13 protein-coding genes and 1 pseudogene are annotated in these 13,180 nt (G+C 36.9%); 3 read left to right on the top strand and 11 right to left on the bottom strand.

Features of this window, described 5'->3' with window-relative positions; all coding sequences use genetic code 11:
* Positions 1-428: pseudogene (locus tag DOT_RS12775) on the top strand (flavodoxin family protein); the annotation flags it as partial.
* Positions 429-496: 68 nt separating this feature from the next.
* On the opposite strand, the gene DOT_RS12770 reads toward DOT_RS12775, so the two are convergent.
* From DOT_RS12770 to DOT_RS12750, 5 genes are all read right to left on the bottom strand, one after another.
* Entirely contained in the window at positions 497-904 is a 408-nt protein-coding gene (locus DOT_RS12770; protein ID WP_009619198.1) for a GNAT family N-acetyltransferase, read from the bottom strand.
* Between the two features lie 75 nt (positions 905-979).
* Positions 980-1,471 carry a GNAT family N-acetyltransferase gene (locus DOT_RS12765; protein ID WP_009619196.1) on the bottom strand — a complete coding sequence of 164 codons (492 nt, stop codon included), beginning with the start codon at positions 1,469-1,471 and terminating at the stop codon, positions 980-982.
* 227 nt (positions 1,472-1,698) lie between these two features.
* Positions 1,699-2,355, bottom strand: a complete 657-nt coding sequence (locus DOT_RS12760; RefSeq protein WP_009619194.1) for a pentapeptide repeat-containing protein — start codon at positions 2,353-2,355, stop codon at positions 1,699-1,701.
* Between the two features lie 617 nt (positions 2,356-2,972).
* Positions 2,973-3,545 carry a flavin reductase family protein gene (locus DOT_RS12755; RefSeq protein ID WP_009619190.1) on the bottom strand — a complete coding sequence of 191 codons (573 nt, stop codon included), beginning with the start codon at positions 3,543-3,545 and terminating at the stop codon, positions 2,973-2,975.
* Between the two features lie 38 nt (positions 3,546-3,583).
* Entirely contained in the window at positions 3,584-4,774 is a 1,191-nt protein-coding gene (locus DOT_RS12750; protein ID WP_009619188.1) for an NADH:flavin oxidoreductase, read from the bottom strand.
* A 183-nt stretch (positions 4,775-4,957) separates the two neighbouring features.
* On the opposite strand from DOT_RS12750, the gene DOT_RS12745 reads away from it, so the two are divergent.
* Positions 4,958-5,506: a TetR/AcrR family transcriptional regulator gene (locus DOT_RS12745; RefSeq protein ID WP_009619187.1), complete on the top strand. Its 549-nt coding sequence runs from the start codon at positions 4,958-4,960 to the stop codon at positions 5,504-5,506.
* Between the two features lie 184 nt (positions 5,507-5,690).
* On the opposite strand, the gene DOT_RS12740 is transcribed toward DOT_RS12745, so the two are convergent.
* The 6 genes from DOT_RS12740 to DOT_RS12715 form a co-directional block, all read right to left on the bottom strand.
* Positions 5,691-6,911: an FAD-dependent oxidoreductase gene (locus DOT_RS12740; RefSeq protein ID WP_009619186.1), complete on the bottom strand. Its 1,221-nt coding sequence runs from the start codon at positions 6,909-6,911 to the stop codon at positions 5,691-5,693.
* A 42-nt stretch (positions 6,912-6,953) separates the two neighbouring features.
* Positions 6,954-7,280, bottom strand: a complete 327-nt coding sequence (locus DOT_RS12735) for a thioredoxin family protein (protein ID WP_009619185.1) — start codon at positions 7,278-7,280, stop codon at positions 6,954-6,956.
* Between the two features lie 122 nt (positions 7,281-7,402).
* The gene (locus DOT_RS12730) at positions 7,403-8,884 is read right to left on the bottom strand and encodes an aryl-sulfate sulfotransferase (protein ID WP_009619184.1); all 1,482 of its coding nucleotides are present in this window, start codon (positions 8,882-8,884) and stop codon (positions 7,403-7,405) included.
* A 320-nt stretch (positions 8,885-9,204) separates the two neighbouring features.
* On the bottom strand, positions 9,205-10,656 hold the full coding sequence (locus DOT_RS12725) for an SLC13 family permease (RefSeq protein ID WP_009619183.1): 1,452 nt from the start codon (positions 10,654-10,656) through the stop codon (positions 9,205-9,207).
* 343 nt (positions 10,657-10,999) lie between these two features.
* Complete coding sequence (locus tag DOT_RS12720) at positions 11,000-11,647, bottom strand: Crp/Fnr family transcriptional regulator (RefSeq protein WP_009619182.1); 648 nt, start codon at positions 11,645-11,647, stop codon at positions 11,000-11,002.
* Positions 11,648-11,735: 88 nt separating this feature from the next.
* Positions 11,736-12,287, bottom strand: coding sequence for a PadR family transcriptional regulator (locus tag DOT_RS12715; protein WP_009619181.1), 552 nt, complete (start codon positions 12,285-12,287; stop codon positions 11,736-11,738).
* 103 nt (positions 12,288-12,390) lie between these two features.
* Here DOT_RS12715 and DOT_RS12710 point away from each other — a divergent pair, with 103 nt between their 5' ends.
* Entirely contained in the window at positions 12,391-12,933 is a 543-nt protein-coding gene (locus DOT_RS12710; RefSeq protein ID WP_009619179.1) for a phenolic acid decarboxylase, read from the top strand.
* Positions 12,934-13,180 lie beyond the last annotated feature (247 nt).

Raw genomic sequence — 13,180 nt, 5'->3', positions numbered from 1 at the left:
GAGTTTTTGACAATTACGTTCTGGGGGCACCGGTCTATTCAGGTCATGTACCCGGACAGTTTAAATCCCTATGCGACCGGCTGGTGGGGCAGGTCATGAAATTTGACTTTACAGATGGTAAAGCCAATATAACCAGTGCTCTAACCCCCAAAGACAGAAATGGTGTGGCTATCGGGGTCTGCGCATCAAGTATGCCAGGTATGACCGATACCGTACTGCAATTTTTAAAACTTAATCTGGCTCAGCACAAAAATGATGGAATAATCCAGGAAATTAATGCTGACGGGATAGTAATCCCTGGCCAAGTTAACCTTGGGGCTGAAAAGCTGGAGAAAATTTTCGGAGCCCAGGGGCAGGTTGTTTACGAAAATGCCCAGTCGTTGCTGAAACAAGCTTACCAAGCAGGTAAAAATTTAGTTTCCTCATAACGAGGAATAACATGAATATGTGCGTGAAAAACGCTCAATAGTCCAAACTCTACAAATTGGTATTTATCTCATTTCCATCCACTACCTTTAAATTGCAAAGGTGTTCCTTCATTCATTATTTCAAACCCATGCTTCTGATAGAAACTTACATTTTTCTTTTCATCAGGTACTACTTCAACGTAAAGAAAATCTCTATAGTCCTGCAATAAAGTATTTACTAATGTTGAAGCAATTCCACATCCTTGATATTGTGGATTTACCAATAAACAATCGATCGTTGCCTGCCATACACCATCATCTAAACCTCGAATAAGCCCTACAAGCTTAATGTCATCCCATGCCGAAACAACTTTGCTGGAATTTAGAAATGCTATTCTCAATTTCGCAGGGAATTTTCCTGAAAACCAATTAACTGATAAGAACAAATCTTCAAGTTGTTCTTCTGTAAAGTCTTTCAGACGTTTATATTCAATCATTTTCTTAACCTTTCACCAAATTCTGTTATATACTTCCATTCCATGCAGCAACATCCTACTGATCCGCAGTCATGTTTATGTTAATTCCTTTTTCATCAATTGCAACGGATACAGGGTTTTGCCTATGAAAACTGCTTCACGAGAATATTGTATAAAGCCTCTCTTTTCATAGAATGAGATAGCAGGTTTATTTATTTCAAGAACTCCCAGCGTCAGAGCGTTTTTTTCGTTTAACTTTGCAAAATACTCCACTTTATTCATAAATTTAGTACCGACACCCATTGCTTTATAGCTTTTGAGCATATATAGTCGGTCTATCTCTAACGAATTTAGTTTCAAAATGTACTTTATATATCCTACAGCTTTATCGCCCACATAAAATAGCAAAAAGTGGTTCGTCATATCTTCGAACTCTTTTTTCAAATTATCCAGACTATACTTACTCATTATGTATTCTTTTACATCATCTTTGTTAAGTAAATCCGAAAATGCCTCTACATATGCTGTTTGACTAATCTTTTGCAATTCCTCTAAGTCATTAAGGCTACCGTTTTTAAAATACTCCATCTTTAATTTCTCCTTCCTGTAAAATAGCCTGATATTCCATTGTGATAATTGTTTCGGGACAAGAAATTTCCTTATATAGCGATTATGAGAATTTATCCTCCAAATGGATGCCCTATGCAAAAGTGCGCCAGTCAGTCTTAAATTCTGATTGGCGCCTCTTTAAGCGTGGTTCGTCGCAGCCCTCCCCTGTATATTTGCCTGTAGCAACCAGGGTTTTCTTCCAAGAGTTAGCTCTTAATGATAAGTCCTAATAGTTTTGAAAATGATATTACTTGTTCAGGGGAAACAATGCAGCCATCTAGATCATCGACGGTAACTCCTAAGCCCTCAATTTTACAACTGCTTAAATCAATTCCCTTTAGACTTGCTCCGCACATTCCAGTTTGTTGCAGATTAGAATTGTGAAACGCGACTTTTGAAAATTTAGCTTTATAGAAGTCAGCGCTGCCAAGTGAACAATTATAAAAATCAACCTGTTTGCAATCCAAAAAACGGAATAAAGCATAACTTCCATCACATTCATCAAAAAATACATTCCGTAGTGCAGACTCACTCATATTTATCCCAACCATTTTGCAGTTGATCATTTCTACTTTATGTATGACAGACTCGCTAAAATTCACATTGGATAAATCGCAGTTTTCAAACCTAACATCGACTAAATCAAGGTATTTAAAGGACACATTGTCAAACTTTACGTTCTTAAAAAGCACTTTATTAAAAGATACATGTTCAGCATTTTGATCCTTGCACAGACCATTGCTAATAGTCCCCCTAGTAAATGAATCTTCTGATAGAATACACTTATCGATAATTGAAAGCCTATCTAACTCCTTCGGGAGATTAGGAGATATTATTTCCAAGCTTGATTTCCTGTCTTCCATACTACACCCCCCCCCACTATAACTATTAGGGAATCGCCTTCAATTCCCATTGTACCATATCCATTGAATGGTTTGGCATAGGTTATCCTAGGTAAGATCTCCCCGAGGCCGCAGCAACCTTCCTTCGAGAGCAGCCCGACACTCAGATTAAATTATTAATGGTCCTTCTTTTCATATTTGCCCCAACTACTTCTCTACATCTCAGCTAACATACTTGCAAAGCAACTCCAATTCATCTATCCTTTCAAACAGGGCTTCTACACAAGCACCTTATGTTTGATCTTGTATTTAACAGGAAAAACGTCATTTTCAAGAACAAAAAGAAAATCAACCATTCGGTTGATTTAGCAGGTTAATTTTCTTATATTTCGCGATCCCTTCTTACAGTTAAGATACTATAATCTAAATCTTCCAGAGAATGCTACGTATTTCCCTACCAATGCATCAAAGTTGTGGCTAGTTCAAATACCTCGCCAATACGTGAAGTACCAAAGAAAATAAGAAGTGCCTTATCTATATTTGCCTCTTTTTTCAGTGGTAATCGGCTCAGCATTCTCGAGTTCTTTAATATGGTGCGAAATTGTTGGAGCGCCAATGTTCAGGCAATCGATGATGCTTTAATCTTTTATCGATTTTTTACTATAACCTGCTAATCCTAATTTTTCTCCTATTGAACGATATTCTCCAAAAGTATATCCATAAGGTCTTATTTTTTCTACGTCAGGAACACCATTTTCTTTAAGCACTTCCTCATCATAATGTGTTGCAACAATTTCTCCAACAAATATATCGTGACTTCCAAAATTTAAAATATCCTTCACTCTACATTCTATATTAACTAAACATTCCTTTATTAAAGGAGCTTTTACAATACTTGCTGGTATTGGCGTTAGACCGGTTTCTTTGAATTTATCTACATTTTTTCCCGATACAATTCCGCAATAGTCAGTTATCTTTGCTAAATTTTCCGAAGGTATATTTATGACATACTCCATCGACTCTTTTAACATCGAATGAGAATATCTTGCTGGATGTACCGCAATGTATACTATAGAAGGACTATGACTAAAGACACCCGTCCATGCTATTGTAATAATATTGGGACTTTTATCTTCTGCTTTTACCGTTACTAGCACAGTTGGCTCTGGTAATGGTGAAACATTCATTTTGTTTATAATTTTTTTACTCATTTTATTCACTCCATATTAAATTTATTGTGATTAAACACTTAAATTTTTCCGTAATAACACTTTAATGGATTTTCTTCTATTCCAATTTGGCAATAATTACAATCTATACATTTTGATTGCTGCTGTTTTCCTTCCATGAACTTTTTTACAATGTTTGGTTCAATGATAAATGGTCTGGACATAGAAACAAAATCACTTTGTTCGTTATTAATAATCTCTTCAATATCTTCGAGCTTTCTAATACCTCCTACAACAATAACCGGTATTTTTACATTTTCTTTGATTTTCTTGGCACTATTAACATTATACAAGTATCTAGGTTCGGGGCTTGCAAAGGAATGCTTTAATACTGGTTTAACCACAGGATAAAAGATTTTGGGAATTCTTTTCATTAAATGATTATGCTTCGCTATCATATCAAAAGGAAAATCACCTCGTAAAGCCATAAATCCTTCTTCAGCAATGCCACAAGATACCTCAATCCCATCACATCTTGATTCTTCAAGGTGCTTGGCAATTAATACAGCTTCTTCTAGTGTTATACCGTCTTTTGATTTTTCATAACCGTTTATTTTTGCAATAATTGGATAGCAACCGACCCTCTCCCTAGCCCAATACATAATCTCCTTTATAATTCGGAAACGATTTTCAGTACTTCCACCCCATTTATCTTTTCGTTTGTTCATATGTGGAGATAAAAACGACGATAACAAGTACCCATGTGAAAGTTGTAACTGAACTCCATCAAAACCAGCTTTTTTTGCTCTTTCTATGGCACTCACGAAATTATCGATAATCTCATGGATTTCCGCGTCATTCAATTCCTGAGGAATGTCTTCATTGTATAATTTATCTTTGATGGGAGACGGAGCAACAGTAGGCAGACCTGTTGTCTTGGAGAACGTCTGTCTACCACAATGAGTAATTTGCAAAAATATCGGAGTATTATACTGATGAATTTGATCTACGAGTTTCATATAATATGGAATTTTTACATCATCATCAAACATTAACATATTAGCTAGTGGTGATTTTCCATTTTGCATAATTGCAGCATAGCCTGTAATTATTGCTCCAACGTCCCCCTTTGCTAGCGCCTCATATTTCTTAATTAACGCCTCAGTAGGATTTCCCAAATCATCTGCTAGGCCCTCATGGGTTGCAGAGCGAATAATTTTATTCTTTACTTTAACTCCAGCAATTTGAGCTTCTGAAAATACTTCTTTCAACCTCGACCCTCCTTGTTATAGACTTACCATTCTTGACACAAATCTTTTAATAGACTACAATCTATTTCTGGACACACATTTATTATATTGATATGTTCTTTTTCCATCAACCATCAATATTAATACTCAAGTCTATTATTGAACCAATCTGATAACTATGTCTATTATATGAGGAGAATTAGAATGAAGGATCGACGTGTAAGAAAAACAGAACAAGCCATTCAAGCCGCTTTTGCCAAGCTATTATCAGAAAAGAGCATGGAGAATATCACTGTAAAGAGTTTATGTGAAACAGCCGATATTAATAAAAGCACTTTTTATTTGCATTATAAAGATATTTATGATTGTGCTGACTGCTTACGAGATACCATCGTAGATGAATTAAGTTCAGTATTTGCACCGTATAACTTTTCTGATATAATAAATAATTTTTCAGTTATTCTTGAAAACATTATGGATATATTTGAAAAGAACAGAGAACTTTATATGCCCTATCTTAAATCTCCAAGTCTCGCATCAAGTTTATGTAAAATGAAACAAATAATACTTGGAAAAGTATTAGAAAGAGTGGATGATAAAGATCGAAGTAACGGAATATCCCGGTGCACTGTTTCCTTTGTTATAAGTGGCATTATTAGTGTTCTTGAACAACATGAATTTGCTGAAATTAATCATCAAGCAATTTTAGCTCTGGCTGATAAAGTCCAAAATGGATTTGCCAGTCACCAATAAGAAATAGGGGCAAAATTGCCCCAAAGCCTATCAAACAAGCCCTGTAATCTTTCACTGATGCCATACGCTCGCTTTTGATATTCTCATTCCTCCCTGTGAATTGAATTGTTTGTTCAGAGGGATAAGCAAGAATACACTGGATGAAATAATATACCAAAGTTAAGTCGGGTTCTATTTCTCATAATCATAATTGAGATTTCAATTTTTCTTTATCCATCGAATAGTCTAATTGCTTGATCTTTTGCCCCTCATTTAGCACCACAACCGATGGTACCCTTTCAATTCCAAACTTTTTGGCGAGATTTTTTTTAGTAGCCATATCGACTTTTACAATCTTGTAGCTTTGAGGAAGCTCTAGGTTTGCTTCTTCTAATAAGGAGCTGAATTTAATGCTCTCAGTATTTAGGGCATTGAAAAATATGAGTAAGACCTTTTTCTCACTTTGCAGGACATTGGTATTAAAGGCGTTCAGTTCTTCAATATACCTCTCAGCAGCTACCGCGGCTGTTGCTCCATCCCCAGCGGCTGTAACCACTTGTCTTAAATATTTGATACGGTTATCTCCGACGGCATAAACTCCCTCGAGGTTTGTTTCCATCAGGTCGTTAACAGGAATATAGCCACTTTCGTTCATCTCAATACCGCTTTCCTTGAGAAAAAGGGTCGAAGGAACCATCCCTACAAAAAAGAATACTCCCTGACAAGCAAGTTCAGTTAAGCCACCGGTTTTTAAGTTCTTGATCTTCACCCCTTCAACATTGTCTAGGCCCAAGACTTCTTCCAGTGTCGAGTTCCAGATAAATTCCATTTTTTCATTTTGAAACGCTCTTTCTGCACTCATTTTATTGCAGTCCAGAACACCTTCATCATGAAGCACAATCACCGTGACTTTTCGAGCGAACTTAGTAATATACATGCCTTCTTCAATGGCCTGATCCCCACTGCCAATAACGACAACGTCTTCACCTTCGAAGAACTCCGCATCACAAGTGGCACAGTAAGCAACCCCACTGCCTTGGAGCCGTTTTTCACCGGGGATATTCAACAGCCTCGGTTCGCTGCCGCAGGCAATAATCACCGCTTTGGCAGAATAGACTTTTCCTTTTTTCGTAACAATTATTTTATCTTCCTGAGAAAAATCTGTTCTTATGACTTCATCACGGGAAAATTCTACACCAAAGGTTTCCGCGTGCTTTTTGAAGTCCTTCATGAGATCTTCTCCGCCGATTTGTCCATATCCTGGATAATTGACAACTTCCCGCGTGGTATTTACCAAACCGCCAACGGTTCCTTTGTTGATGACCAAGGTTTTTAGCTTCGCTCTTCCCCCATAGATAGCCGAAGTCAGTCCTGCCGGGCCACCGCCGACAATGATTAAATCATAGGTATTTGTTATATCTCCCATTTTCCTCAACTACTTCCTTCCTTTCTGTAAATCTGCTAATGTTTACAACTCAAGAACATCTGCGATCTTATTCTCAACTTTTTCTCCGTCAACGGCTCCTGCAAGTTTTCCTTGATATTCACCTTCATTAAAGAAAAGGATTTGAGGAACACCTTTAAGCGAAAAACTTTGTAATAGTGCCTTGTCATCCTCTACGTCAACATAATAGAAACCAAACTTACCCTCATATTTAGGTTGCAGTTCTTCTAAAACGGGGACAACTTCTTGACAGACATGACAGGTTTTTCTGGAGAAGATCACTAAGCAAGCTTCTCCGGCGTTATAAATAATCTTTTCGAATTGGTCGGTATTTAACTTTACCAGCGACATATTCTTCACTCCTTGCGGTTAATTGTTAAAGAACTGGAAGGGGGCCGTCAGAGGTCCCTTTCCAGTCTCGAACGAGTTCGTATGAATAGCTGCTTTCCAAAATCACGTTTGCTCAATCAAGATTAAAATTTTGTGTAACTGTCATCATCATCGTCGTCCTTCAAAGACAAATCCTGATCGTCAGCGGCGACGCATGCTTGTTGGATTGCAGGATACGGTGTTGTTCCTTCTACACCAACCACATTCTGAACCTCGCAATCGGCTGCGCCGGGAACACGGAATTTGCGAATATCGAGCATGGGGACAGGAGTTTCTTTGGGTTCGGAGAGTTGTGGGACATAGCTATATGGATAACGGTAAGCACGATAGTAAATCGTAGCAGGATTTTCCGAGAAAGGAGAAATAAACTCCCAAACGACTTCTTTCATCCGGGTTACTTCGAAGAATCGTCCGCCAACCCCTTCTGTAATCAACGTATTACCATTCGGCAGACGTTGAGCAGCACTGGTTAAGGGGCTATAGAAACGATAATCAGAGATTCCGGGTTGACCATATCCCATAAGTTCGCTTCCGATGATCTGCCAGACAACTTTCATGGTAACGGGATTAAGTTCGAGTACGCGGGATCGGTCAGCTATATTGACTTTTGTACCATCTTTGGAAATATTGCTTGGAACGCCGTAGCCGGACCAACCACCATTATCAAAAATAAGGACGTTTCCGGCACCCGGGAGTCCTTGGGGAATCATATGAACATGGTGTTGTCCGATGATTTGTCCGATTTTGGCCAGCTTTTTATCCGCTGAATAATCGGGACCCATTTTCCAAACAACTTTGCCGGTTTCCTTGGAAATAATGGCAATAAAGTTCGCCTCACGGGCGTCCCAAATGATATTATCCGGGTGAAAGCGCTCATCCCCTTTAGCGTACCATTTATTAGGGCCAAGGACGCTCATGGAGTTGATGTGCATCCAGTCACCCATTCCGCCGCCAGCTTCATGCATGTTAGGATTTTTATAGAGGGCAAGTTTAGCGGCTTCACTAAAGCCAAACTCTTTAAAATGATCAATGGCATGCCATTCCCATACAATATTGCCTTCCCAGTCAACTTCAATAAAGACATCGTCAAGAAGATTTTTGTCTGAGATCTTTTGATTGTAAACATTCTCATGGCAAAGAATTAAGGTATTGCCCTTATTAGTTTGGCATTCCATGCCTGGAACATAGTATCCGACAGGATTTCCTTCACGTTGATAGTCATGGTGCTGACGAGCCATCCATTCTGGTTCATGTCCTTCATCTTCAACTAATTCTTTTTTGTCAAACTTCCAAACTACTTTACCATCCCAGTCTACTTGAACAAGATCCGTTTGATCTTGATAACCAAATTTCGGGTCTCTTATGCCAAGACTTCCCATTACATAACCTCCGGGGAGCAGCTTATTCGGCATACCTTTTAGGTCCTTCCAAACCCGAACAACATTTCCATTCATATCAATTAAAACACAGCCAAGTTTTTTAACTGCCATGATAGTATAGCCGTTAAAACATTTTTCAGGATTATAAATTGTAACCCCAGTAGGATGAACAAATGGTTGACCCATAAAAAGACACTCCTCTTTTAGTAAAAATTTTTAATAATTCTTTTTGAGCATTTAGACTGGTTTTTCTTCGCTTTAAATTCACTTCAATACAAGTCTTATTTTAAGGTTTAACGAAGGAGATAAATGATAACACATGTTACTCTTTTAACAATTAAAGCTATAAAAATATTTAATACTGAAACATCTTTAAATGGCAGACGAACCCATAATGTAATTTCAATTCTCCCTTACTCAGCGTAAAGTTGATTTTCATCATCTTTCCAGATTATAACTGTAACTCTTATTGGATGAACAAGTGGTTGGTTGCCCCTTGGATCAATTTAAAAAATTATATTTACTAAAGGTATTGCCACTATTAAATACATAATAAGAGAGCAAATTACCATAATACTGCCATACTTGGTGATATCTTTTACTTCTACCCAATCTTTATTACCATACAACATAGCGGCAAACGGTGATGCTGCTGGTGTCATAATCCCCACATGCAAGGCAAAGGTCATTACTGTGGCTATCGCCATAGGATTGCTGCCGTTTTTCACGGCAAAGGTATACATTATAGGCATTAACAAAACTCCCATTGCTCCATGGTTTGCTAATTGAGCAGTAAACATTGCAAAGATGATGACTATATAACTAAAGATCCCTGGATTCCCCAGTACTGGATTTAATGTCGTGGTTAAAAATGGTTTTATACCGGTCGGATCTGATATTAAATAACTAGATGCGACCATAGCGGCGGATACCACTAAATAAACATCCCAAATAACATGTTTACTGGCAATTTCCCTAAAATCTAAAATAGGCTTGTTCTTAATCTTAACCAAATTCAAAACTGTAACAAACCCTATTACTACTCCAAAGGCCCCCATTTTGCTGATCACAGACACAAAACCAATAGTCTTTGGTAAAAGGCTCGGTGCGAGGATTAACAGCATATAGCCGAATAGACATCCAAATAAAATCTTTTGTTGCAAATTCATCGCAGGAAGTTCTTCTTCTTTAAACCGATCTATATTAATATTGGCAATTTTACTCACATCTGGTTTAAATACAAACTTAATTAATAAGCTATATAAAACAACTGATAAAGTCGCTATGATAAAACCAAAGAGCATATAAGGTAAATAATCCATTTTAGTATGCGCTACTTTTTCAAATGCTCCAACAATCATTAAGGCTGAACTGGTAAACGGTTTCGCTGCCTGACCGGAGATTGTCGCAAAAAAAGTTCCAATTACCATAACAGAGGTGTATTTATCCCCCTTTGTATAGCCAACGCTATCTAAAATGGAATAAAGAATTGACCACATCAAAATCAAGGCAGGCAATACATCTCCAATAGCCGATATAAAATAAGCTGCATACAAGAAAACAAAGCTGAATACCAAAGGTCGACCATTAATAATTTTTCTGGTTAAAAACCATCTGCTGATATATTTGTTTACGCCCGCTTGTTGTATAGCACCAAATAGGATCATCACAAATAATAATTGAACGCTGATTGTATTACCAAAGGCATTCAACAAAACAGTATCCATTTTTGAAGATATACCTACGGCGAGTATCCCTAATAAACTGGGCCATGTTCTACTAACCGTAGACCACAAATAAATTAAACCAAGAAAAATCCCCAAAAAATGCATACCTGAGGCTGTTATTTGCTTATAAGGTGGTAACATGCCAAAACCAAACATTAGTAATAGACCGATTATGATATGGATGTTTTGGAGTACATTCTTTTTGGGTTTCGAATTAATTGCAACCGTCATATTTTCTACTCCTTTGTCGTTCTTTTTGTCAAACTAATTCGAGTTTATAATTTCTTTTACTAAAAGTGATGCAATAACAGACGGATTCTGACACCCGACAATTTATGAGAAGCTTTCGTACAAGTACCTACCAGTACCTACCTCCTTACTTTAAATTTTCCTGCAGGCTTATGTCTTCAGCGTCATTTTAACAGTTGAGAAATTTCAAAGAATATAGCATATGCTATCATTTCACAATCTAATATGCCGCTATTAAAAATTTATATAACAAAAAGAGCGTGAGGTGACCACCGCATTCCCTCACGCCCTGATTGAGTATAATAGATATGTCTTTATATACAAATTAGAAGTAATCAATAATTTTTTCATCGTTTGCATAACTAGTTAACTTATTTTCATTAAGAATTATAATACCGTCTTTTTCTTTCTTAAGAATACCTTCATTCTTCAAAGCCCTTAATATTTTAGCTACGGTAACTTTATGGATACCTAAGAATCGGCTTATCGTCGCGTTACTATAGTATTTATTAACCAGCAGTACCCCATGGTCATCTTGAGACTTATTTAGTAAGAATTTACATAAACGATTGCCTACCTTCCCTTCGTTCCTAGCTTGCAATGAGTCAACCAACTCTCGAATATTCCCTGTGGCCATTTGTAACAATTGTCTTAATATATTTGCATCATCCTGCACATACTTCAAAAATGTGTCCTTTGGAATCTTTAAGCAACAGCACTTACTCTTTGCAATAAAGTGATATGCACTTATGCCATTGCTAAATAAAGATAAGACACCCATTATCGATCGGATGGAATTGTTAGATTCTTTAATACCATAAATAATTTCGTCGCCTTTTTCTGTGATTAACGTCCGATAGCAAGTGCCGCTTGTTAAATAATATAAATAATCTACATTTTCCCCTTGTCGAATAATATAAGAGCCTTTTTTAAATTCACATTGTTCAACGCCATTCATTTTAAAAAGCTCCATACCAGTTCTCCTTCTAACAAAGTTCATTTAAAGTGAGCCATTCTTAAAATTTGCTTCTTTCAGGACGAATATGTACGACAAATTGTTGCTATTCACCTTTTTCAATATTGTCATGTTGTTCTCTAAGCCATAGTAAGTATCCTTCTTCGCGTCTAATGGCGTGATCTAATATAAGATAATGCCCATAGTTTAATTCCTTCTCTTTTTGTGAAGGGAAAACAATCTGCATTCTGAGCTTTAAATGTTCCAATTTATCTTGGTGCAATACGATTTGTTCCTTAAACATCTTCGGTATGTTTTTATCTTTCTTATCACGAATGAAGTATACCTTTAAAATGAATTCGTTTTTTGTTGCTAATATTTCTGGTGTGGGAGAGGAAATCCACTCCATTAGTTCTGCTTGACCATCCTCCGTGATAGTATAATATTTTTTTTCGAGTTTAGTCCCGACGACTTCTGTTTTAAATCGAATCAACCTTTGCTCTTCTAGTTTTTTGAGTTCAGGATAAATCTGACTATGTTTTGATTTCCAAAATTCACCGATCTCTTCTTCAAAAACTTTCTTAATATCATATCCCGTTAAATCCTGCTTTTCCAAAAGTCCAAGAATTATATATTTCAGCATATTTTTCTTAACCATATTTTCCTCCTTGACAACTAACTATCGTTAGTATAACATAATTTTTAAAATTATATATGTAAGTATCAACATGTTTATATTTACATACAGAGGGGGAGAAACAATGGCAGTAAATAGAGTATTTACAGATTTAGACGATTTTCTAGGAACTCACTTTATCTACACTTATGATAATGGTTGGGAATATGAATGGTATGCCAAAAACGACCATACCGTCGACTATCGTATCCATGGCGGCATGGTTGCCGGGCGTTGGGTAACAGACCAAGAAGCAAATATTGTAAAATTGACAGATGGCGTATATAAAATTACTTGGACTGAACCAACCGGTACCGATGTAGCTTTAGACTTCATGCCAAATGAAGGAAAATTACACGGCGTTATCTTCTTCCCAAAATGGGTTCATGAACATCCGGAAATTACAGTAACTTATCAAAATGAACACATAGATTTAATGATAGAATCTCGTGAAAAATATGAAACTTATCCAAAATATGTTGTTCCTGAATTTGCAACCATCACTTATATGGGTGATGCTGGACAAAATAACGCAGATGTTATCAGTGAAGCCCCTTATAAAGGCATGACAGATGAAATTCGTAATGGCAAATATTTCAATGAAGACTACCGTAGAATCAAAAAATGAGAGCCCGTCCTAAATTAAGAAAGACCACGGCATATGCTTAGAGAACACGCTTAGGCTAAAGTTGAACATCGAAACTTCGGCGACGAAACCATCCAGTGGATGGTTTCGCTTTTTCATTATTACACCTCATTTTACCACTTGTTGCCGTAAAGCCCCTAGTTTCAACTATGGGGATATAAGGCAATTCTAGGTTCCAATTGTATTATATATTGTGTGTATTATAGTGTATAATATGGATATAAAATAC

It is taken from the genome of Desulfosporosinus sp. OT (assembly GCF_000224515.1).
Lineage (GTDB): Bacteria > Bacillota > Desulfitobacteriia > Desulfitobacteriales > Desulfitobacteriaceae > Desulfosporosinus.
The sequence above is the reverse complement of the archived record's forward strand: the minus strand, read 5'-3'. Positions and strand labels throughout refer to the sequence as shown.